The organism is Lachnospiraceae bacterium, from assembly GCA_025758065.1.
Taxonomy (GTDB): domain Bacteria; phylum Bacillota; class Clostridia; order Lachnospirales; family Lachnospiraceae; genus Enterocloster.
This window is the reverse complement of sequence record CP107199.1, coordinates 3,073,872-3,096,754: the sequence shown is the minus strand read 5'-3', so window position 1 is coordinate 3,096,754 and position 22,883 is coordinate 3,073,872. Positions and strand designations below refer to the sequence as shown.

At 41.7% G+C, this 22,883-nt stretch carries 23 protein-coding genes; 4 read left to right on the top strand and 19 right to left on the bottom strand.

Translation table 11 applies throughout. The features are described 5' to 3' along the window. The first annotated feature begins 257 nt into the window (after positions 1-257). On the top strand, positions 258-899 hold the full coding sequence (locus OGM16_14395; protein ID UYJ45980.1) for a DUF6198 family protein: 642 nt from the start codon (positions 258-260) through the stop codon (positions 897-899). A gap of 39 nt (positions 900-938) precedes the next feature. Here OGM16_14395 and OGM16_14390 read toward each other — a convergent pair whose 3' ends face one another. From OGM16_14390 to OGM16_14380, 3 genes are all read right to left on the bottom strand, one after another. Beyond that, complete coding sequence (locus tag OGM16_14390) at positions 939-2,888, bottom strand: oleate hydratase (GenBank protein ID UYJ45979.1); 1,950 nt, start codon at positions 2,886-2,888, stop codon at positions 939-941. Positions 2,889-3,263: 375 nt separating this feature from the next. Further along, positions 3,264-5,210 carry an FAD-dependent oxidoreductase gene (locus tag OGM16_14385; GenBank protein ID UYJ45978.1) on the bottom strand — a complete coding sequence of 649 codons (1,947 nt, stop codon included), beginning with the start codon at positions 5,208-5,210 and terminating at the stop codon, positions 3,264-3,266. Positions 5,211-5,724: 514 nt separating this feature from the next. After that, a complete protein-coding gene (locus tag OGM16_14380) occupies positions 5,725-6,429 on the bottom strand; it encodes a DUF6198 family protein (GenBank protein UYJ45977.1) in 705 nt (234 codons plus the stop codon). 208 nt (positions 6,430-6,637) lie between these two features. Here OGM16_14380 and OGM16_14375 point away from each other — a divergent pair, with 208 nt between their 5' ends. Next, complete coding sequence (locus OGM16_14375; protein UYJ45976.1) at positions 6,638-7,180, top strand: PadR family transcriptional regulator; 543 nt, start codon at positions 6,638-6,640, stop codon at positions 7,178-7,180. A gap of 6 nt (positions 7,181-7,186) precedes the next feature. Here OGM16_14375 and OGM16_14370 read toward each other — a convergent pair whose 3' ends face one another. Next, positions 7,187-7,717 (bottom strand): DUF3877 family protein, encoded by a 531-nt coding sequence (locus OGM16_14370; protein UYJ45975.1) that lies wholly within the window; start codon positions 7,715-7,717, stop codon positions 7,187-7,189. Between the two features lie 201 nt (positions 7,718-7,918). Between OGM16_14370 and OGM16_14365 the strand changes: the two genes are divergently transcribed. Both OGM16_14365 and OGM16_14360 read left to right on the top strand, forming a co-directional pair. Continuing rightward, a complete protein-coding gene (locus tag OGM16_14365) occupies positions 7,919-9,205 on the top strand; it encodes a dicarboxylate/amino acid:cation symporter (protein ID UYJ45974.1) in 1,287 nt (428 codons plus the stop codon). 567 nt (positions 9,206-9,772) lie between these two features. After that, positions 9,773-10,546: a helix-turn-helix transcriptional regulator gene (locus OGM16_14360; protein UYJ45973.1), complete on the top strand. Its 774-nt coding sequence runs from the start codon at positions 9,773-9,775 to the stop codon at positions 10,544-10,546. A gap of 30 nt (positions 10,547-10,576) precedes the next feature. Here OGM16_14360 and OGM16_14355 read toward each other — a convergent pair whose 3' ends face one another. The 15 genes from OGM16_14355 to rpsB all read right to left on the bottom strand — a co-directional run bounded on the left by OGM16_14355 (position 10,577) and on the right by rpsB (position 22,637). Then, complete coding sequence (locus OGM16_14355; GenBank protein ID UYJ45972.1) at positions 10,577-11,875, bottom strand: AMP-binding protein; 1,299 nt, start codon at positions 11,873-11,875, stop codon at positions 10,577-10,579. 49 nt (positions 11,876-11,924) lie between these two features. Continuing rightward, entirely contained in the window at positions 11,925-13,070 is a 1,146-nt protein-coding gene (locus tag OGM16_14350) for a thiolase family protein (GenBank protein ID UYJ45971.1), read from the bottom strand. A 26-nt stretch (positions 13,071-13,096) separates the two neighbouring features. After that, positions 13,097-13,657 (bottom strand): biotin transporter BioY, encoded by a 561-nt coding sequence (locus OGM16_14345; protein UYJ45970.1) that lies wholly within the window; start codon positions 13,655-13,657, stop codon positions 13,097-13,099. Positions 13,658-13,711: 54 nt separating this feature from the next. Beyond that, a complete protein-coding gene (locus OGM16_14340; GenBank protein UYJ45969.1) occupies positions 13,712-14,347 on the bottom strand; it encodes a hypothetical protein in 636 nt (211 codons plus the stop codon). A gap of 205 nt (positions 14,348-14,552) precedes the next feature. Further along, the gene (locus OGM16_14335) at positions 14,553-15,326 is read right to left on the bottom strand and encodes a copper homeostasis protein CutC (protein UYJ45968.1); all 774 of its coding nucleotides are present in this window, start codon (positions 15,324-15,326) and stop codon (positions 14,553-14,555) included. A 126-nt stretch (positions 15,327-15,452) separates the two neighbouring features. After that, positions 15,453-16,196: a peroxide stress protein YaaA gene (yaaA, locus tag OGM16_14330; GenBank protein UYJ45967.1), complete on the bottom strand. Its 744-nt coding sequence runs from the start codon at positions 16,194-16,196 to the stop codon at positions 15,453-15,455. Next, complete coding sequence (gene bcp, locus OGM16_14325; protein UYJ45966.1) at positions 16,193-16,651, bottom strand: thioredoxin-dependent thiol peroxidase; 459 nt, start codon at positions 16,649-16,651, stop codon at positions 16,193-16,195. The genes yaaA and bcp overlap by 4 nt, the downstream gene beginning before the upstream one ends. Before the next feature lie 133 nt (positions 16,652-16,784). Beyond that, positions 16,785-17,948: a UxaA family hydrolase gene (locus OGM16_14320; GenBank protein ID UYJ45965.1), complete on the bottom strand. Its 1,164-nt coding sequence runs from the start codon at positions 17,946-17,948 to the stop codon at positions 16,785-16,787. A 19-nt stretch (positions 17,949-17,967) separates the two neighbouring features. Next, positions 17,968-18,240, bottom strand: coding sequence for a UxaA family hydrolase (locus OGM16_14315; GenBank protein ID UYJ45964.1), 273 nt, complete (start codon positions 18,238-18,240; stop codon positions 17,968-17,970). A gap of 62 nt (positions 18,241-18,302) precedes the next feature. After that, the gene (locus OGM16_14310; GenBank protein UYJ45963.1) at positions 18,303-18,818 is read right to left on the bottom strand and encodes a cysteine hydrolase; all 516 of its coding nucleotides are present in this window, start codon (positions 18,816-18,818) and stop codon (positions 18,303-18,305) included. Between the two features lie 27 nt (positions 18,819-18,845). Further along, positions 18,846-19,391, bottom strand: a complete 546-nt coding sequence (locus tag OGM16_14305) for a TIGR00730 family Rossman fold protein (GenBank protein UYJ45962.1) — start codon at positions 19,389-19,391, stop codon at positions 18,846-18,848. A 127-nt stretch (positions 19,392-19,518) separates the two neighbouring features. Further along, complete coding sequence (locus OGM16_14300; GenBank protein UYJ45961.1) at positions 19,519-19,881, bottom strand: VOC family protein; 363 nt, start codon at positions 19,879-19,881, stop codon at positions 19,519-19,521. A 12-nt stretch (positions 19,882-19,893) separates the two neighbouring features. Beyond that, entirely contained in the window at positions 19,894-20,532 is a 639-nt protein-coding gene (locus tag OGM16_14295; protein UYJ45960.1) for an esterase, read from the bottom strand. A 378-nt stretch (positions 20,533-20,910) separates the two neighbouring features. Beyond that, positions 20,911-21,849 carry a translation elongation factor Ts gene (gene tsf / locus OGM16_14290; protein ID UYJ45959.1) on the bottom strand — a complete coding sequence of 313 codons (939 nt, stop codon included), beginning with the start codon at positions 21,847-21,849 and terminating at the stop codon, positions 20,911-20,913. Positions 21,850-21,887: 38 nt separating this feature from the next. Further along, positions 21,888-22,637 (bottom strand): 30S ribosomal protein S2, encoded by a 750-nt coding sequence (gene rpsB / locus OGM16_14285; GenBank protein ID UYJ45958.1) that lies wholly within the window; start codon positions 22,635-22,637, stop codon positions 21,888-21,890. Between the last annotated feature and the right edge of the window lie 246 nt (positions 22,638-22,883).

The window sequence follows — 22,883 nt, the reverse complement described above, 5'->3', positions numbered from 1 at the left end:
TTTCCCCTATCTTCTGTTTTTTATCTTAATAAGAGTACCAGTAAATACAAAGAAAGTCAATTTTTTATCAATAACTTACAGATTAGTATTGAATTTTTCGCATTTTTGTTTTACACTATATACAAAATATTTTAGGTTAGCAAAAATATTTTTGTACTATTTTGTCATGTGTGCCTATTTTTTAACACGAAATCGGGGATTATAGACCACATGATCTGGGAAAATAAAATATATGTGAAAGAACAGGAGATTTTATTATGTCGTTTCAATCAGTCTGTAAGCGTTATGGTCTATTTCTGGCCGGAGTTATCTTATGTGCAACAGGAATCGCCTTTATCACCCGTGCGGGACTTGGAACCTCGCCGGTTTCCGGACTTCCTTTTGTGCTCAGCCTAGTAATACCTGTATCTATGGGATTTTTTACCTTTCTGTTTAATATGATATTTCTGATCTGTGAGGCTATTTTAAGAAAACGGTTCAGTATAGAACAGGCTTTACAGATCCCTATCACTTTCTTTTTCAGTTTCTGCATCGACAAGGCCATGGCCATCATTCCTACCCGTTTCGGCGGCCCATGGGGTGATTCCTTTGTTTACCTGGTCATCGGATGTATCATCATGTCCCTTGGGATCAGCTTTGAAGTGATCGCAGATGTGATCATGCTTCCTGCAGAGGCATTTGTACGTGCCTTTGCTAAAAAGACCGGTTTTATATTTGGAAATGTAAAAGTTGGTTTTGACAGCACTCTTACCATTCTGGCAATGATCTTAGCTTTGATCTGCTTCCACAAGTTAAACGGGGTGCGGGAAGGAACACTGATCAATGCCCTGGTAGTGGGCCAAATGGTTAAGCAGTGGCGACGGTATATTGAAAAACCGCTATCAAATGCAATCGCATAAAAAATATAACCCCCGCCAGCTGACGGGGGTATTTTTAAATCATAACATCCAGTCTTTGATCACATTGTGGTCTCTTAACAGTTTCCCAACTACTGTTTTATCAATCTTTCTAAGAAGCGGCTTCTTTAACAGCTCTAATGGCAGAGGCAGTTTCATTTCCAGTGGGGATTTTCCGTCCATCAGCTTTACAGTACTGTCTAACAGATCCCTCACATCATATACGCTTCCCCAGACCTCAGGAACGCCACGGTCTACGCCGCAAAGTCCGTATACAGCTTCCATAGCAGTACGCACGGAGTACTCAGTGGTGAAAATAGTATCTCTTGGTGTTTCAGCAAACTGGCCTAAGAATGCAGCGTTTACGCAGCCATCCGGGATAACATCCGGTCTGTCTCCTGCACTTCTTGGCATAAAGAAAGCAGTGATATATGGCATCATAGTCGGAGTACAGTTTGCATGGTTTGCTGCCAGGTCATCGATCTCCTCTGCAGGGATGCCCAGATGATACAGCCATTCTGCTGTGATCTCTTTACCATTGCACTCTTTCATCGGCTTTTTAATATAATCGCCTGGTACATCAGTAAACAGGCTGTATACCCATACACAGATCTCATCCTTCTTCTGAGCCTTAAACTGTCCCTGGCGGTTAATCGTCCAGCTTAACAGCCAGCTGGAGTCTCTACAGCTTACGATACCTCCGGTAACTACCTTTCCGGTTCTTGGGTCTCTCTTACAGATCTTCTGGATATAGGAAATGATCTTTTCATCAGAAGTTGTAACAGTTGCAGATTCCCAATTGGTCTTAGCAATATTAGAGCAGAACTTTTCCGGATGTCCAAAAGATCCATCCTGGGCTGCAATGTTCTTCCACAGGCTCCAGCAGCCACTGGTGCGTACCTCTGCATCCCCAACAGGTGCATGATCCTGATCCCCATAAATGGTACCTTCTGTACAGCTTCCATTTGTTATAAATACCAGATCATTTTCAGTAAGTGTGATCTCGCCTTTTCCACCGTCTTTTATATATTCAATAGCTTTGGCAGTCTTCTTTTCGCCTTCAATGTCAAAACGGACATTGGTAACGCTGGTGCCAAACTGGATCTGTACACCTGCTGCTTCCAGATACTTCTGCATTGGAAGGATCAGGGATTCGTACTGATTGTACCGGGTAAATTTCAAAGCAGAGAAATCTGGCAGTCCGCCAATATGGTGGATAAAACGCTGGAAATAACGCTTCATTTCCAGAGCACTGTGCCAGTTTTCAAAAGCAAACATGGTGCGCCAGTACAGCCAGAAATCAGAACCAAATACTTCATCATCAAAGAAATCTTCAATGGACTTGTCATACAGGTCCTCATCCCTTGTAAAAAACAGCTTCATGATCTCCATACTGCCTTTCTGGCTTAAACGGAACTTGCCGTCAGTATGGGCATCTTCGCCTCTTTTTTCAGTAGCACGGCACAGGGAATAGTTTGGATCATGTTTATTTAACCAGTAATATTCATCCAGGACAGATGCATTTGGTACCTCCAGTGAAGGAATACTGCGGAACAGATCCCATAAACACTCGAAATGATCTTCCATCTCACGTCCGCCACGCATTACGTAGCCCCTTGTAGGGTCATCAATACCATCGCAGGCACCGCCAGCTACATCCATTGCCTCTAAAATATGGATATTCTTTCCAGGCATCTGGGCATCTCTTACTAAAAAGCAGGCTGCTGCCAGCGCTGCCAGGCCGCTTCCTACTAAATAAGCACTCTTTTCTTCGATTCCTTCCGGTTTTTCCGGTCTTGCAAAGGCTTCATAGTTACCATTAGTATAGTAAATTCCCTTGCTGTTTTTTGCAAACTTGCCAAGTTCCGTATTACGATAATCGCTGTTTGTCTCTTCTTTTTTGCTGCGGCGCTTTCCAGCCATAACCGCAGCTGCTCCAACGCCGGCTGCCACTGCAGATACTGCTCCTGCACGCAAAACTTTCTTGTTCATTGATAAACCTTCCTTTCTCATCCTGTTTTCATATTTTGAATATCAATGTTTTTATCATTACTATTATTCTCGTTACGTATTGCCTTAATATATAGTATTGTTTACTACATATGCATATTGATATTATAACTTTTTGGGCAAAATGTCAATAATACACATAAAAGAACGGACAATCACCATACATATGAATGAATACACCATTAAAAATACTCTCAGCCACAGGCTTATTCTCCTGTAATGACTGAGAGTATTTTTTCCAAAATATAAAACTTTATACGATTGCCAAAGGATATTCACGATTCGTTATACTGTTTCCTCATGATCAAATAGCTGCAGCACAGCATTTTGCTAAATGTTACAGTTCAGACATGACGGTTAAATATCTAAAGCTGCATGGTATCCCTGATAAACTGCATTTGTAATGGTAGAAACCTTTCTTGCGTCCCCAATAACACGGACAAAGGGCGCACCATTTCTGAGAGCTTCCACAACATCCGTTCTGCTTCTCTGTCCAAGAGCACAGATCACTGTCTTACCGCTGATCAGCAGCTCTTTGCCCTCTTTATCTTTACAGCGTACTCCTTCAACTGTCACTTCTTCTACCTTGCATCCGGTATGGACATGAACATATTTCTCAATTTCTTTTAACAGCAGCGGACGATGACGCACATTGGCATCTACAGCCAGCTCATCCCGCATTTCGATCAGGTGTACTTCTTTTCCTTCCATGCCTAAATGGATGGCACATTCACAACCGGCCAGACCACCACCCATAACAGCAACTTCATCTGCCACGCGGTCCTGGTTTTTGTATAGCTCATTAACAAGGATCACGTTTTTGTCCTTAATTCCAGGGATCGGTGGAACCAGCGGCTTAGAACCAACAGCAATGATCAGAGCATCTGGTGCTTCTTTTTCAACATATTCAGCAGTAACTTCACATCCTAAACGTATCTCTACACCGCTCTGCCTTGCGAAACGTGCATAGGTCTCTGTAAGCTGGTACATTTCTTTTTTAAAGGGAATGGCGATCTCGCTCTTTAAAATTCCGCCCAGTTCCTCTTCTTTTTCACATAAGATGACCTGATGCCCCCTTCTGGCTGCTGTCCAGGCTGCATACAGACCTCCCGGCCCTCCTCCGGCTACCAGGACTTTCTTTTTCACCGGCGCAGGCTGTATTTCATCCCCTTCCAGCTCTCTTCCGATCAGAGGGTTTACAGTACACCTTCTGGTTGAAGTAGCTGCACGTTCTGCCATACAGGTAAAGCAGCGCAGACAACGGACAATATCCTCATCCCTGTTTTCCATGACCTTTCTTGGAAGGAATGGATCTGCCAGAAGTGCACGGGCCATATAAACTACATCTGCCTTGCCGGAAGCGATGATCTCTTCCATCTGTTCCGGGTCATTTAAACCGCCCAATGTGGCAACCGGAATGGATACGTGCTTTTTGATCTCAGCTGCCAGATGTACGTTACAGCCATGCTCCTTAAACATAGAAGGATGGGTATCGCCAAAGCCCCTCTGGTAAGTACCGGCAGATACATGGAGCAGATCGATCTTTGATTCCAGCTGCATAGCAATGCGTATACCTTCTTCCAGGTCATAGCCGCCTTCAAACAATTCAGACCCGCTTAAGCGGAATTCAATAGGAAATGCAGGACCTACAGCCTCACGGACTGCATCTAAGATCTCACTTGCCAGACGACAGCGGTTTTCCAGACAACCTCCGTATTCATCAGTTCTGTGGTTAAAATATGGGGATAAAAACTGGTTGATCAGCCACCCATGTCCACCGTGGACCAGGATCATCTCAAAGCCTGCACGTTTTGCAAGGCCTGCCACTTTACCATAAGAAGCAACAATATCTTTAATCTGTGCTTTGCTTAAAGCCTTTACCTTTACGCCATCTGCACGCACAGTATCAGAAGCCCCCCACTGGCACATTTCATGCTGTCTTGATTTATCAGTCATATAAGTTCCTGCATACATACCGGAATGGGACAACTCCAGACTGGCTGCTGCCCCGTGGCGGGAAATGGCATCTGCTGTATAAGTGGCCGCTGCCAAGGAATTTAGAATCGCTGTATCCAGATGATAGGCATGGGAGCCGTCTGTTTCCGGATGTACCATACATTCGCTGACTGTTACTGCTGCTGCGCCGCCTTTTGCACGAAGCTCGTAAAAGGCTGTAGATTTGGGACCGATACAGCCGTCATTGGAAATATCTGTTCCACCCATAGGTGCTGAAAACATACGGTTGGAAAAGGTGCGCCCTGCAATGGTAATAGGACTGCAAAGATGTGGAAATTTGTGTGTCATAATATTTTTCTCTCCTTTATATTGATGATGTGAGTGTCAAAAGTAAATTTTGCCACTCACTGATGTAACCGGATTGCTCCATTGCTATGCAATTCCCGCAATCCTCGAACACCTCAAACTCCCATAAAATGGCGTGTTCACACCATTTTATTTCGTTTTCGGTGTTCGGCGTGTCAATAAGTATAAATTGCTTATTTGTGCGAGCACAAACGCAATTTATACTTTTGACACTTACATCATATGATGTTGGGGTCAAAAGGTATTTTGACCCCTCTGATACCGAATTGCTACGTGCTTTGCACTCCCGCAATTCTAAAAACATTCGTAATCCGCTCATTTTTCTTCAAAAAATGGCTCCTTACTCATGTTTTTGGCGGGTCCCAAGTTCAAAAATCCTCCTGCAAGCAAGCTTGCATCGGATTTATGACCTTTTGACCCTGGTATCATCATATTGATAACGTATTCACCAACCCGCGCTGGTACGCCTGGCTGCCTTCTGTCGCAGGCGGATCGTCTATTCAACAACGTCTTTTAATTCTTCTTCGATCTTCTCTTCTTCCTCTTTATCATCTCCATAAATAAGCACAGGGAGGAAAGAAAGATGTTTTCCAATACTTCTTGCAATAAATCCCACTAAAACAGCTGCTACAATGGTACCCTCACGTACACCTTCTAAATGGCCGGAAAGAAGAACAGAAAGAGCAGCTGCGATCACCGCCATGGAAACATCAAAACAGACCTTGGTAAAACCAAACTCAGAATGAATACAAAATACCACGGCTCTTACAAAAGACTCTCCTGGAAGCATAACTACATCTGCCAGAACTTCCATATAAACACCGCTGCCAAGGATCAGACAGCCGATCAAAAGTCCAGCTACCTTTGCCAGATAATCAGCCGGATGTACAAAACCAAGTAAGATCATAGATGCATCAATAAAATAACCAAATACCATGGATACAGGTATCTGCAATAAATGTTCTGCCTTAAAATTCTTTCCCAGCAGCAAAAATTGGAGGAAGATCAGAAGCAGACTGAACACAATAGTGAAATTTCCCAGTGAGAACGGAAAATTCAGACTTAGTACATACGGAATAGAAGAAATAGGGGAAGTTCCCAGATTCCCTTTTGTAATCAGGCTGACGCCCAGAGAGTTTACAAACAAGCCCACTAAAAAGATAAAATATCGCTTTATCTGTTCTGCTTTTGTACGTTTCATAATTTTTGTTCCCTTTCTTGCTTTTTCGCTGTCTGTCCCTTATTGGAACACGTTTTCTTTTATGGTAACATCATTATACAAACATGTCAATGCTTACATGTTTATATGTATATATTTTTTCCTATGGCACAGAAAGAAATTGTATGATATACTGCTGATAGCATGAAATATACTTTCATATTTATATTTAAAGAAGGGATCTAAATATATGGGAACTTTAAAATATGCCATTTTGGGACTTTTAAATAGAAAAAGTATGACTGGCTATGATCTGTCAAAAGAATTTGAGACCACTCTCTTTGAATTCTGGAATGCGAAGCACAGCCAGATTTATCCAGAGCTGAAAAGTCTTTCCGAAAAAGGTCTGGTCCAGTATGAGGTTGAGATCACAGGAAATGTGCTGGAAAAGAAGGTTTATTCTATTACAGAAAAAGGACGGGAAGATTTTTATGAATGGGAAGAAAGCTTAAATCCTTTAAAACCTGTACCAAAGGATGAGTTCCGCTTGCAGCTCTTTTTTTCTGGTGCCTTATCTCCTGAAAAGCGTCTGGCATTGCTAACAGATCAATTAAAACAGCATGAAGAAAAACTAGATCATCTAAAAGGAAATATGGAGAAATTTTCCAGTGTTCCCCCTGAAGATGAAAATGATTTTGCCGATTATCTGGTCCTTCACGGAGCTGTTTTAAGAGAAGAAACCTGCTGTAAATGGTTAAAAGACTGTATCAGGTTATGCAAAAAGGGAGTGTAGTTTTTGCTACACTCCCAGATCTTTATAATCTGCCGGAAGGAAACGATGATAGGTAATGTGAAAACCTTCATCCTTAAAGCAATAATAATACCTGTCATCACCTTCTGTAAAGTGGATAACCATATCAAACTCGCCGCCCTTCATCTGTTCCACGTCACTTGGATAAGGTTGCTGTTTAAACAGTTTTTTCACCTGCTCCATATCTGTTTCATGGGAAGCGATCAGATTTACCAGCTGGTGGATAAATTCATTTTCTTTTTTATGTTCATGAACATAAACACTTGTTTCTTCTGGAAGGATCAGACAGAAACGCTCTTTCTTGTGAGTAATCATTATTTCACCCAGACGTTCTTTAACAAACCCTGCAAATCCTGTAAGGGCCTTTTGCATTTCCTCTGCATCATAATCAGTGCCAAAAAGATTATTTAACATGCCCACAGGATAATACAGCCGGATCACTTCTTTGCGAAAGCCCAGTTTCGCCTGTTCTTCCATTACAGAATCTTTAATATGCTCTTCTAATGCTTTATAATCCATTATTTTACCTCATCTTATATTTTAACGCCAGTCTTTCAGACTTTACTTATCATAGCACATCTTGATCCTGTTGTCTTTATTGATATATTTCATTTATTATCAATAAAAATAGCAAAAGCTTAAAATATTACAGTTCAATTACTGTAATTGTTGATTGAAAAGTTGTCTGAAAACTCTTATAGTGTGTGTAATATAAATAATATGTTCCAGGGAGGGAATTATCATGGGCGAAAAAAGAAAAAAGCTTCTGCCTATCGTGAACCACTGATCCTTATTGCCTTTGTCATCTTAGGCGCCATTATTGGAATGGTGATGGGAGAAAAAGCATCATTCCTGTATCCAATCGGCCAGATCTGGCTGAACCTGCTGTTTGTACTGCTGGTTCCGCTGCTTTTCTTCTCAATTTCCAGTTCTATTGCTAATATCAGCGATACAAAAAGCGTTGGAAAGCTGTTAGGATTTACGCTGGTGATCTTCATTGTAACTGCAGCCATTGCCGGAAGTTTTATGTTTATCGTATTAAATATCTTTGGTGTCGATACTTCCGTTCAGTTAGGTGCAGGTGATGCTACTGCACAGGCTGCTGTTTCTAGTATTGGTGACCAGCTTGTTAATACCTTTACTGTTGGTGATTTTCCTGACGTGATTTCCAGAGGACATATTCTGGCTCTCATCGTATTTACTGTATTCTTTGGCGTTACTGTTTCTTCCCTTGGAGAAAAAGGCTGCGAAATTGCAAACTGGTTAAACAACATGTCTCTGGTATTTTACAAAATGGTTGCTATTTTAATGAAAGCTGCTCCTTTAGGACTGATGGCTTACTTCGCAAACCTGACCGGTACATATGGCTCTGACCTGTTAAAAAGCTACGGGCGCGGACTTCTGATCTACTATCCAACAGTGCTTGTTTACTTCTTTGTTTTCCTTGGGCTTTATGCATTTATTGCTGCTGGTCCATGGGGTGTAAAACATTATTTTAAAGAAATTTTAACACCTGCACTGACTGCACTTGGTACCCGTTCTTCTGCTGCTCTTCCAATGCAGCTTGATGCATGCGACAAATTAGGTGTTCCAAGAGTGGTAAGTTCTGTTGTTGTACCAGTTGGCGCTACCTGTCATATGGACGGTGCATGCCTTGCTACTATTTATGAGATCGTGCTCTGCTGCACCTTGTTTGGACATCCATTCAGAAGCATTGGTGATTACGCTTTTGCACTGACCATCGCTGTATGTGCTTCTGTTGCTGTATCTTCTGTTCCTGGTGGTGGTGCTGCTATGGAGACCATGCTTATTTCTTCCTTTGGTTTCCCTGTTATCGCCCTTCCGGTACTGATGATGATGACACAACTGTTTGATGCAGGCTGTACCCTCATCAACTCCTGCGGCGATACCGTTGCTTCTATGCTGGTTTCCCGTTTCCTGTACGGAAAAGACTGGTACAAGAGAGATTTAAATAAAGAACTGGCAGAAGCAGAAAATAAAGAATAAATTGAGAAAAAATAATAAATCTGTTCTTTTAGATTTAGAAATGAATGTCAGAAAGGACCGTTTATATGTGTTGTAAAAATACAAATGCGAAAGAAACTCATTTCGGCGCCTGTTGCAGCCGGCCCGATCTTTATGGTATCATAATCCCCGGAAAACATGGAAAACTCTTTGCCACTTTATACTCAGCAGGGGGCGAAGGTCCCCATCCTACCGTTCTCCTTCTCCATGGCATTCCCGGATGTGAACAGAACCTGGATCTTGCACAGGCATTCAAACGGGCCGGCTTTCACGTAATGACATTCCACTACAGCGGCAGTTGGGGGAGCAGCGGAAATTATTCCCTGCAAAAATCTGGATCTTGCACAGTCTCTTCGTCGGACTGGTTTTTCTTCTGTTATTTTTTTCTACCGGGGATGCTGGGGCAGCGAAGGTGACTTTTCTTTTGAGGGAAGTTTTGAAGATACAAAAGCAGTCTTAGATTTTGTATTAAATGATACTCAGTATAATTTTGACAAAAATCATATTTTCTTTATCGGCCACAGCTTAGGTTGTGTCAATGCAGCCCGCATGATCGCCCTTTGTTCCCAGGCAAAAGGCGGCGTATTCTTAGCCCCCTGCGATCTGTGGCGCATTTATCTTCTTGGACTTGAAAATGATGATTACAGAGAACACTTAAATGATCTGCTGGAAGAAGGAATCCCCTATATTCATGGCACAGACGAAAAAACATTGACCAGTGAAATAAAAGGCAGTGCCAGACGGCTTTCCATCAGCTCCTGTCTCCAGGCTATCTCTGAAAAATCCATTCTCTGGATCAGCAGCCCTGATGATGAAGTAGTTTCTGAAGCAGAAGAAACCTATCCATATATAAAAAGAATGAAGCAGTTTTCTCCCTCCTGTTTTAAATGGCTGCGGGTTTCCTCTGATCACTATTTTTCCAACATGCGTTCCCAGCTGACTGAAGACATTGCATGTTTTCTCTTGGAAAATACAGTTCATAAGAAATCCCATATTGATCAGACTGCTTTTGAAACCCAGCTTCGCAAACTGATCTGGCAGCAGCTGGCAACCATTACACTGCCGGATGTGGCCAGCTATTTCCACATCAGCGTTCCCTATGCCAGTGACCTGATCCGCCAGGTCACTGGGAAGAATTTCACTGCTCTCGTATTAGAAGAACGGATGAAAGAATCTGAGAAGCTTTTAAAAACCAGCAATGTGCCCATTTCCAAGGTAGCACTGCTCTCTGGCTATCAGGAACCTTCTTATTTTATGAAAGTATTTAAAAAATATTTTGGCTGCACACCAAGCCAGTACCGGGAAAATATCTCCCTAAAATAGATATTATACACCTGGCCTGATATAAGCGGATCAGCGTTCAAAATTTACCGGACGCAGATCCCTTTTTAATATCTTCCCGCTTTCATTTACCGGAAAAGCATCCAGAAAAAAGACATACCTGGGGATTTCTTCTTCTGATAAAGTATTTTTTAACAACCGGCGGATTTCCTGCGATCCTACTGATAAATTTTTTTCTCTTGGAATGATCCATGCAGCCAGATAATCCCTTCCATTTTTCTCTATGGGTTTTACAGCCGCCTGTTCTGCTATTCCCAAATTCAAAACAGCCTGTTCTACACGGACTGCGGATATTTTCCTGCCATTGATATTACAGATATCATCTTTTCTCCCGTCAAAACAGAAATATCCATCTGGATCCTTATGGGCGTAGTCCCCTGCACTTGCCTCTTTTCCTGTCCCGATCACTCCAAAAGCTGTATTTACCAGCAATCTGCCAGCATTAAGACATACGCCTACTTTTGGAAAAGGACGGCCGATCCGGGTCTTATCCTCATTCATCTCCTGATCCCGTATATAAGTAACATAGCTTAACTCACTGGCTCCGTAATAAAGAGTGATCTCTGCTTTTGGGAAAAATGTTTTAAGCTTCATAGCGTCTTTCTTTCCAAGACTCTGGGAGCCGCTTAAAATGGTCTGGATTTTTTCTACCGGATCATGGTCTTCGTGTTTTAATGCCTGATACAGGGCATGAAGTTTTGCAGGGATCAGGTAAATGCCATCTGCCTGCCACTGCTCTATGTCTTTTATCCACAATCTTGGATCAAAACGATCTTCTGAAAGTATGGTGGCACCTGCAGACAGCTGGGCCATATACAGGTTCATATTTCCGGTAAAAGCCAGGCTTCCCTGCATAAACAGACGACTTTCCGGCGTTATATGGAAAATCTCATTCTGAATGGGAAAATAGTCATACCAGCTTTCAAAGGTTCTGAAAAGCAGTTTATTCTCACCGGAGGTCCCTGAGGTCATAACTGCCATACAGGCTTCTTCCGGCACTTTGGTTTCTGCACAGAATTTTTGTATCAGTGCAGTTTTTTTATCTTCTTCCATATCCTTTGGAAGAATTACCGGCACATAGCCCATTCCCTGACAGGTCAGAAACTCTGTCAATTGGTCTAATGCCTGCTCCTTCTGGATGAAATACAATTCCTTTTTAGCCGCCGTTTTCCACTTTTTCTGTTTTTCCTTAACCAGAAGAAACAGTTCCCTGTATGTAAGAGAACTGTTTCCTGTACAAAATGCTTCTTTTTCCGGTGTTTTGTTTTTTATATCTTCTATCATTTCCAGATAGTTGCTTATCTTTCCCATAAATTCTGTATCTCCAACATACTCAATGTACTTTCTATGTCTTTGCTCTCTATGCCTTTACTCTTTCTACCAGAAGGGAGGTTCCGATCCCCCCTGCTGCTGCTACGCCGCAGATGCCAAATCTCCCCTTATTTACCTGCAGATTTTTTAAAAGATGCAGAAGGATAATGGCTCCGGAAGCACCGTAAGGATGTCCGTAGGCAAGAGCTCCACCTAAAGGATTTAACCGGTCTCTGATCCCCGGAAATTCCCGCTCTAAAAGTACATCGATCACAGCAAAGGCTTCATTAACTTCCAGGCTGTCAATTTCATCTATGGAAAGTCCAGTCTGCTTAAACAGCTTTCTGATCGCCAGAACCGCTGTTTTAGGGCTCATAAAAGGGTCGCTGCCAATGGATGTACCAAAGCGAAATGCTGCCTGAGGTGACAGTTTATGGGCTTTTCTGTATTTTTCAGAACAAAGGACTACAAAAGCCGCCCCGTCATGCATCAGACAGGCATTGGCTGCTGTGATCACTTTTCCCCCTGGCAATATGTATGGAAGGCGGTCTAATAATCGCTGGCTCATAGAAGGTCTTATTCCCTCATCTTTCCTGCTGCCTTCAATGGAAAGCTGTATATCTGACAAAATACCTCCTTTTGCAGCCTGTGCTGCTCTTTTATGGCTTAACAGCACCCATGGATCCATTTCTGCCTTAGTGACATTTTCTGTAAGAGCTGTCTTTTCTGCTCCTTCCAGCATTACCTGCTCTCCCTGAAGTTCAGGAATGAATTTTGCCACTGTATAGCATTTTCCTTCCTGATAGTCCGGGTGGTTAGGATTCCACATACGAAAAGGCTGTGTAGAAGAACTTTCAAAACCGCCTGCGATCACCAGATCTGCCAGACCGCTTTCGATCTTCGCAGCTGCCGTTGCAATGCTTTCCAGAGAAGATCCACACTGGAGATCTAAAGTAACAGCAGGTATCTCTTCACTTAAACCTGCTGTAAGCGCCGTAAGGCGGGTGATGTTTCCACCTCCCGCCACAGCATTTCCACCTATTATGTAATCGATCTCATTGTCTTTTAAAGCAAATCTGTTTTTTATTTCTTTTAGAACCTGGGCACCTAAAATTTCCGCTGGGATTTTACGGTACATGCCGTCTTTCACACCAATAAAACTTCTCAGACCACCTAAGATCCATACATTATCCATAGCTTATACCTTTTTTTGTTATATACTTAATCTGCCGGGAACAATCTGCGCAGAGGTTTTGCGATTCCTGCTGCAGCAAAGCATTTTACTATATCCAATGGAATAAACGGAAGCACAGCCTGGATCATAATAGCACCCCATGGCTGGTTGGTCACGTATTTCATCTGGACTGCGCCAAACAAATAGATCACCGGGATTCCTACAATAATGATAAATGCTGTCTGCCATCTTACTTTCTTAACTTTACAGCAGAACATGGAGATCATAACAGCTGCTACCAGATTGCCATAACGATATCCGCCTGCCGGTCCTAAAAGTTTTCCTAAAGAACCACCAATCCCAACAACACTTAACAGGATCCAGGTTACCATAACCGCCAGTGTCTGTAAGGGGGAAAGCAGAAGTCCGATCAGGTTTACCATTAAAGTCTGAGCTGTAATGCTGGCACTGGAAAATGGCAGCGGGATCTTTATATAAGTGGATACGATCAGAAGCGCTGTCATCAATGCCATGATAGTAAGGCTCCGTATATTCCATATGCTGTGTGCTTTTACGTTGTTAATAGATTTTGTTGCTGTCTGACTCATATCATTTTCGTCCTTTCTTTTATCACGCAGAATATATGGCTATGGTGGATCACTTCAGATCTCCGTTACAACTGCCTTTAAAATGGTCCTTTCAGAAATTTTAAATAAAATGGTCTTCTTACTATCTTCCGTTTTCACAGTGACCTCTGTTTCTTCTCCCACCTGTAAGGGTGTAAGGAAACGGACATCCACCTGAAAAGAACCTGTTGTAAAGATCTGAAACATTTCAAACATCTTGTTTACCATAAGAAAGCCTGGAACAATGGCACTCTTTCCCTGGTGAATAGGGTTTGTGTCATTTACCGCCTGTAAATATGACTGGATCTCATTTTCTGTTACTGTTAAGGATGATGTGGAATGACAGGGCCTTGATTGAACACCTATTCTCTCTGATCCTTTCTCACCGGAAAAGCATCCAGGATTAATAAGGGTGACATTTAAGCTGTCCTCCTCTTTTCCTCTGCTCTCCTCTGTAATACAAACCTGTACCAGTCTTGCATCACTTTTTAAAACCTGCATCTGATAAGCAAAACTTTCATCCTCTAACTGATTAAAATCCACTGTCTCACCGGCATGGTTCCTTTTCTTTTCATCAAAACGAAACCTACACTTTGCGATCATCCAGCCTTCATATCCTGCAAGCCCTGAAAGTGTCTTTTCCAGTCCCAGAAGCCTTTTTGTGTGATCCATAGCAGTTATAAGCTTCCTTTCTGTCTGTAAATGATGTTTTATACAAATATTCTGTTTGTAGTAAAGTGTTATATCAATTGTCTCCGAAAACGATTTGAGTATAACAAAGCTGCTTTTAAATGTCAACCATTATTTCACATTGGTTAACATTCAAAAATGCTGATTCCCTTTTACCTATTCTGGTTCCAAAAATTTTATCATTTTGCTAAAGCGACTGTAAAATTTCCACAGTTCGGTAAATTTCTTCTTCATCGGTACGATAGATTTCAAATTCACTTATCCCTTCAAGTCCCATATGCACCCGTTCATTCCGATATTGCATACCACTGGAACACAGCTTTTTACCGGACAAATGAAAAGCATAGGCTCCTGTTGCCTTGGCAATTTCTGCGATATTAGACGATTTCACTCCACCGCCCACCAATATAGTTGGTTTACCGCTGATATTTTCCATTTTAAGCATGTCTGCAGATACCTGAATCAGATGCCTGATAAGTTTGCTTCCCAAAAGACAGTCTGCTTCCTGACCCGATGTCAAAATCGTATCCACACCCATTCCTGCTGCTTTTTCCAGCGCTGCAATCGGGTCTGCGCAAACGTCAAAAGCACGATGTAATGTAATACCGATATTTCCCGCTGCCTTAACCATTCCGCCTATTTGCGCTTCATTAAGTGTACCATCTGTATTCAGGCTTCCGATCACTACACCATCAGCGCCTGCCTGGGAAAAATGGCGGATATCAGCAAGCATCTGCTGGTACTCATAATGTGTATATAAGAAATCACCAAATCTTGGACGTATCAACACTCTGACAGGAAGACCCGTTTCTTTTTTTACCTGTTCAAATAAAGTATATCCCGGTGTTGTCCCGCCTATCACAAGGTTTGCACATAATTCCAGTCGTGTTGCACCGCCCCGCTTTGCCTCCAGCGCCGATTCTACGCTGTCCACACACACTTCTAAAATATAGTCCTGCATTTTTACCTGCTTTCATTATCAGAGGGGCAAAATACATTTGGACCCCAACATCATATTTATGTCCTCTTGGAGTCTTGCCTGCATTTGCCTTTGTGACCTATTTTCATATATTACAAGATCTTTATTCTATTTTCGTTCAAAAACATACTCCAACTCTGATGACAGATCCTCTCTGAATCCATAGCCCAAACGGTCAAATTTCTTTATATCTAAAGGATCTTCCATCAGTTTTTCTGCCATATATCTAACCATTTCGCCCCGGGCCATTTTTGCATAGGTACCCTTCGTTACCAATCTGCCCCCAGATGATTCGCAAAATGTGATCGTAATATACCGATCCTCAGGAGACAGATATTTTTCTATACATTTTGAGTACTCTTTTGATGCCAGGTTAATTATGATCCCACTGTCATCTCTTACCTCATGATATAACCTGCTACCCCAGAAATCGTATAAGTTTTTTGTATCCCCTATAGCAACTTTTGCCTGCATTTCAAGACGATACGGTGTTACTCCATCCATTGGCTTTAAGGCACCATAAAATGCAGACAGTATCCTCAAGTGGCTTTGCACATATTCTAACTGCCTGGTTTCAAATACTGCCGGAGCCATATACTGAAAGGCAATCCCTTCATAAGCCATGATCGCCGGAGTCAGCCTGCTATAAAGGTCCATATTCTCTAACCTTTCAAAATTCTGCTCTGCGATCTTGTCATTACATTTCCAGATCGCCTTCAGTTCTTCTCTGGACTTCTTCTTCAGACAGTTCAGTATTTCCTTTGTCTCCTCTATAAAAACAGGGAATCCTGCTGACTCAATACTGTCTGTATCCACATTCATCTTTTTTGCAGGTGATAATATGATCTTCATCCGTTCAGTTCCTTAAGCATATTTTCAGGATCATCTGCTGCTTTAACCTTGTCATTTGCTTTTACAATGATCCCCTGTTCATCAATAAGATAGGTAGTTCTCACAACTCCCATGGAAACCTTGCCATAATTCTTCTTTTCTTTCCACACATCATAGGCTTCGATCACCTTACGCTGTGGATCTGCCAATAAGGTAAATGCAAGCCCATATTTTTCTTCAAATTTCTTGTGGGATGCTACAGAATCTTTGCTTACTCCAAGAATAACTGCACCTTTTTCTGTAAACTGAGGATATCTCTCTGAAAAGCCACATGCCTGTTTGGTGCAGCCTGGTGTATTATCTTTTGGATAAAAATATAAAATCACTTTTTTACCTGCATAATCGCTTAATTTATGTACATTTCCATTCTGATCCGGTAACTCAAAATCTGGTGCTTTTGTACCTGCTTCTAACATATCATGTGTCTCCATTTCTTTTCCATGTTCTCTCAGAGTCTTTCATGCACCTGCTTTTGCGGCTGATTTTTCTCCTGCGTCAGCTGAAGCTCAGTTATTACAACATAACCCTGGAACCTTTAAAATCCTATTTTTAGAATGTATCTCCTATACGGTATATTCCAAATTCCTTGTGTCCAAGAACCTCTGCCTTAGTCAGTTCACCATTTGCCACAGCCACCATTTTATCAAAGATCTCCTCACCTATATCCTGTGGGGTCTTTCCTTCTGTGATGATCCTACCAGCATTTATATCAATATTATCCATCATTTTTTCATAGGTTTCAGGATTTCCTGTAACTTTGATCACTGGCGCAACAGGACTGCCGGTAGGAGTTCCCCGTCCTGTGGTAAAAAGAATGATCTGAGCTCCACCTGCAACCATGCCTGTAATAGAATCAATATCTTCACCTGGTGTATCCATGAAATAAAGGCCGTGCTTCTTCGGATCAATACTTTCTGAGTACTCTAAAACGCCGATCACAGGACTCTGCCCTGCTTTGTGAATGCACCCAAGAGATTTTTCTTCTATAGTTGTAAGTCCGCCTGCAATATTGCCCGGTGTAGGCTGTGTACCCCGAAGGTCCACTCCATAAAGCTTTGACTTATCTTCAATGCGCTTGACCATAGCTGTAAGTTTATCACCCATTTCTTTTGTTACACAACGGGCTGCTACCAGATGTTCTGCTCCTATAAGTTCTGTGGTTTCGCTAAGGATACTTGTACCTCCCAGTTCGATCAGCTTATCGGAAGCTGCTCCTACAGAGGGATTACCTGCAATACCACTGGTTGGATCGCTGCCTCCGCACTCCAGACCTAAAACAAGTTCACCGATATCAAATTCTACCTTGTTTTGAACAGAAAGTTCTCTGGCCATTTTAGCTGCAATTTCAGCGCCTTTTGCAATACATCCCAGTGTACCGCCGCACTCCTGGATAATAACAGTTTCAACAGGCTTTTTACTCTCACGGATCTGATCCGCTACCACATCCGGCTGAATGCCTTCACAGCCTAGACTGACAACCAGCACTGCTCCTACATTGGGATTTTTTCCAAAGCCAACCAGAGTATTTACAGTCTGAAGGTAATCTGCACCCACCTGACAGCAACCGTGCTGATGAGGAACTGCAACAGCCCCAGGCACTAATTCAGCAATTCTCTGTGCTGTCTCGCTGGAACAGACAGATGTTGGCAAAATCAACAGATGATTTCTTATCCCAAAAGTTCCATTTTCTCTTTTGTATCCCATTAATTTCATAATTATATTTCCCTTTCTTCTAACGGTCACCGCGACCTCTGCCTGATTCTAAGTTCTGGGTATGAACCCAGTCGCCGACCTTGATATCACAGCTGGCAGTACCTATACTCTCACCATATTTTACCACGGTCTCTCCTGCTTTGATCTCTTTGATCGCGATTTTATGGTATACAGGGATGTCCTGGTTTGCTTTGATCTCTTCTCCATCTACATTGAGCATTTCTCCGGCATTTAAATGGCGGATCATAGTTACCACATTATCCTTATCGGTCATGTATACGTAATTTTTCATTTTCTCTCCTTTGATCCAATCGTATTTTTCTACTGTAATCTCAACTATAACAAAGTATTTTCTTACATTTTCCCTTCAAAAACATCAATCTGGCAGCTCTTCATTGTTTCTAATGCAGCTTTGTGTTTTTCTGGTGTTACACCGGCACAGCAATCAGCATCTACAGATATGACAGTTTCTGGATATTTAGCTTTTAAAATAATAGCATTGGATACAACACAGATATCTGTGCATACACCGATCAGTTCAATCTTATCATCCTCTGCAAATCCATCCCAGTTCAGCCAGCCAAATGTCGGCTTATCTATGTATTCACAATTTTCTATTTCCAGTCCGTGAACAATCTGCCAGCCGTCCGTCCCTTTAACGCAATGCTTTACTGGCAATTTCTTTCCTTCTGGCGTTTCCAGATAATTTTCCCCATGAGTATCTCTGGTAAAAATAATCCGGTCACCTCTATCTGCATATTCTTTGATTTTCGCCTTAACATTTGGCACAATCGCCTGGGCTTCTTTGCTGCCTAACGTTCCTGTTATAAAATCATTCTGCATGTCAATTACAACTAAAATCTTACTCATTTTATTTTACCTCCACTTTTATCCTGTTTATATACCACTGTTGTCCTTTAAAATCTGCTTAATCCCTTCTATATTATCCGCAAAATAAATTCCAGCTTGTCTTTCTTTTGAAGATAGTCCTTTACAGATCATATGATCAAGCAGATCCTTCAAACTATTGTAATAGCCGTTTAAATTATAAAGAATACACGGAGCATCCAACTGTTTCAAAGATATTTTTGACATAACTTCTGCGATTTCTTCTAATGTACCTGTACCCCCAGGAAAAGCAATGAAAGCATCTCCCAATTCAATCATTTTATTCTTGCGCTCTGACATATCCTTTGTAATGATCAATTCAGTCAATCCATCATATTGAAACTCTTTATCTATAAAAAACTGCGGTTCAACTCCGATCACATTCCCGCCAGAACTCAGAGTACTTTCCGCAAGCATGCCCATTAATCCAGTTTTTGAACCTCCATAAACCAGAGTGTTTCCACTGTTTCCAATCCACATTCCTAATTCTCTGACTGCCTCAGCCAGCATTGGATCATTCCCTTCTAAAGCTCCAAGATATACTGTAATATTCATTTTCCTTTTTCCTTATCCTATCGAAATCCTCTATTTAAATAATCGTCCATTGCTCCGCATTTTAAAGCTTCATCCTGCTGTTGTATCATTTATATAGAGAACAATATGTTCACTATACTGCTATACTTCACACCTGTGTTCCAACTTCGATCAAGTGACCATCCAGATCATAAAACCGAACAACCTGTTGACCCCAGCTGCAGGTCATAAGCTTATTAGCATACTGGATAGACGGATACAGACGTTCCAGTTTTTCTATAAATGATTTTATATCCTTTTCCTCAAAATATAACTCAGACGAATTATGCTTTGATGTTATCTTTTTTCCTAAAAAGCTGGTCCAAATTTTTTCATCCTGAAGTACAAGACCTTCCGTTAAGATCACATTCCCATCCTGCTTCAAAACCACATCAAGGCCAAATAGATCATGGTAAAACTGCTTTGCTTTTTCAATATCTTTTACAACGATTAAAATATTTTTTAATTTCATAGATTATCTCTTTCATCCTTTTCCATTTTTCGTATTTAAAACCCATGCAAATGCTTTTGCAATTCTCAAAACCGGATCTTTAAAATGGCCACCCTGATTCCATTCTAAAGCACATTGTATCTCTTCAGTTTGCATCCATGCATATAATTTCCGAAGGCAGTCTCCCACATTTGACATAACTGGGCTCTTCGTTTTTTCTTCCTTATCACCAAGACTGAGATAAACAGATTTGCTTTTAATTTTCTGCTCTTTCAGGTATTCAACAAATCCAGGAAACCAAACAGAAGGAGAGGCTGCTGCCACACCATAAAATATATCCGTTTGACACGATGCCCATAATGCAAAAAGCCCGGAAAGGGAATAACCTCCAATATAATATATCTTGTTTTTATCTGTACAGATCTTCAAGATCTCTTTCAGAGTTTGCCAAGCACCATCACCAAAGTTTTCGTTTCCAAATACAGCCGGCGCTTTCCATGGAGTTAGCTCCTGATTCCAGCTATCGACCTTTACAGCGATAAACTGAAAGTCCTCGTTTACAAGTTTTCCGATCTCCATAACCTCATTTTCAATTTCAGGCAGATCATGATCACCTACTGGCTGGATCAAAACAACCTCTGCCTCTGGATTTCCATATTCATATATCGTCATCCGGTCATCAGCCCTTCTCTTAAATAACATATTATGTTTAGTATAAAACACAGGCTCTTACTACGTCAACTATAGTCCGAACATTGCTATTATAAATATAAAAAGAAACTGGCTTATTTTATCATTTACAAAAAGCGAGGAAAATCAAGGCTTTCCAGACTTTCAAATACACAACTTTTTGTGTAGAAGGCCCTCAAATATTTACCCGCAATATTCCCTACTAACTTGTGATATTTAATCTATAACACATATAACATTAAATAGACAAAGAAAAAGCCCGGAAAACCGCATTTCTGCGCAGTTTCCGGACTTATATCATTCATTATCAGTCTATACCATGATGTCAATTTTTTAAAGAAGTTTCATGCAACTATCAGATTATTTACCCATCTGCTTAGCAACTTCTTCTGCAAAGTTCTCTTCTTTTTTCTCCATACCTTCGCCAGTCTCGAAACGAACGAACTTCTTGATTGTGATGTTTGCGTTATTAGCCTTAGCTACGGAAGCAACATACTGGGATACACTCTGCTTGCCATCTTCTGCCTTAACATAAACCTGATCCATCAGACAGAATTCTTTTAATTCTTTGTTGATACGTCCCTGGATCATGCCCTGGATAACTTTCTCTGGCTTGGAAGCTTCCTTAGGATCGTTCTGAATCTGAGCGATCAGGATTGCCTTCTCATGCTCGATGAATTCTGGGCTAACTTCATCACGATTTGTGAAGGTTGGCTTTAATGCAGCTGCCTGCATTGCTACATTTCTAGCCATCTCCTTAACAGCATCATTGATAACGTCAGTTTCAACATCTACTAAAACGCCGATCTTTCCGCCTGCATGGATATAGGAAGCAACAAAACCGTTCTCTTCTGTTACTTTCTCAAAACGACGGATGTTCATATTCTCACCGATGATAGAGATCTGGGAAGACAGAGCCTCTTTTACAGTCAGAGTCTCATCTTTTGCCCACTTTTCAGCCATAAAGCTGTCCATATCAGCTGCTGAAGAAGCCAGTGCCTGAGCAGCTACATCTGCTACATATGTCTGGAACTTAGCGTTCTTAGCAACGAAGTCTGTTTCAGCATTTACTTCTACTACTACAGCAGTTTTTTCATCAGCGGACATTGCAGTATCAACGATACCTTCAGCTGCAATACGTCCAGCCTTCTTAGCTGCACCTGCAAGTCCTTTTTCTCTTAAGAACTCTACAGCCTTTTCCATATCGCCGTCAGTAGCTGCAAGAGCTTTCTTACAGTCCATCATTCCGGCACCGGTTGTTTCTCTTAACTCTTTTACCATTGCTGCGGTTACTGCCATTTTGTCATCCTCCAAATATTAAATTTAAAGTTTTTTGATTACGCTTCTGCGTTCTCTGCTACGAAATCAGCTGGAACTTCGATCTCCATTGCGCCTTCTAAAACTTCACCCTGCTTTGCTTCAATAACAGCGTCAGCCATCTTGGAAACGATCAGCTTAACAGCTCTGATAGCATCATCGTTACCTGGGATCACATAATCAAGTTCTTCTGGATCACAGTTAGTATCAACAATACCGATCAGCGGAATACCCAGAGTATGAGCTTCCTGTACGCAGATGTGCTCTTTCTTAGGATCTACGATGAAAATTGCATCTGGAAGTTTCTTCATATCCTTGATACCACCCAGATTCTTCTCTAACTTATCCCATTCTTTCTTTAACTCGATAACTTCCTTCTTAGGAAGAACATCGAAAGTACCGTCCTGAGACATAACCTCGATCTCTTTCAGTCTTGCAATACGGCCCTGGATGGTCTTGAAGTTGGTCAGCATACCGCCTAACCATCTCTCATTTACATAGTACATACCGCAACGCTCTGCTTCAGTCTTAATAGCTTCCTGAGCCTGCTTCTTGGTACCTACAAACAGAATGTTTCCGCCCTCAGCTGCGATGTCAGATACAGCCTTATAAGCCTCATCTACTTTGCCTACAGACTTCTGTAAGTCAATGATATAGATGCCATTTCTCTCTGTGTAGATGTATGGAGCCATCTTAGGGTTCCATCTTCTTGTCTGGTGACCGAAATGTACACCAGCTTCCAGTAACTGCTTCATTGAAATAACGCTCATATTCTTTACCTCCGTTTGGTTTTTAACCGGTTTATTGAGCTTAAACCAGTCGCATCCGCCTGCTTCTCGTGCTTCCCGGAAGACCGTTTCCGGCACCTTTCCGTGGAATCCACAGACGTGTTTTTTATCAACTTTATGACTATAACATAAAAAATGACAGTCTGCAAGTGTTTTTTACAGACTGTCCAATAGTTTTGTTACGGTTCAGCCATGCGCTGGTTTGAATGAGGGAGTGTGTTGCAAGCT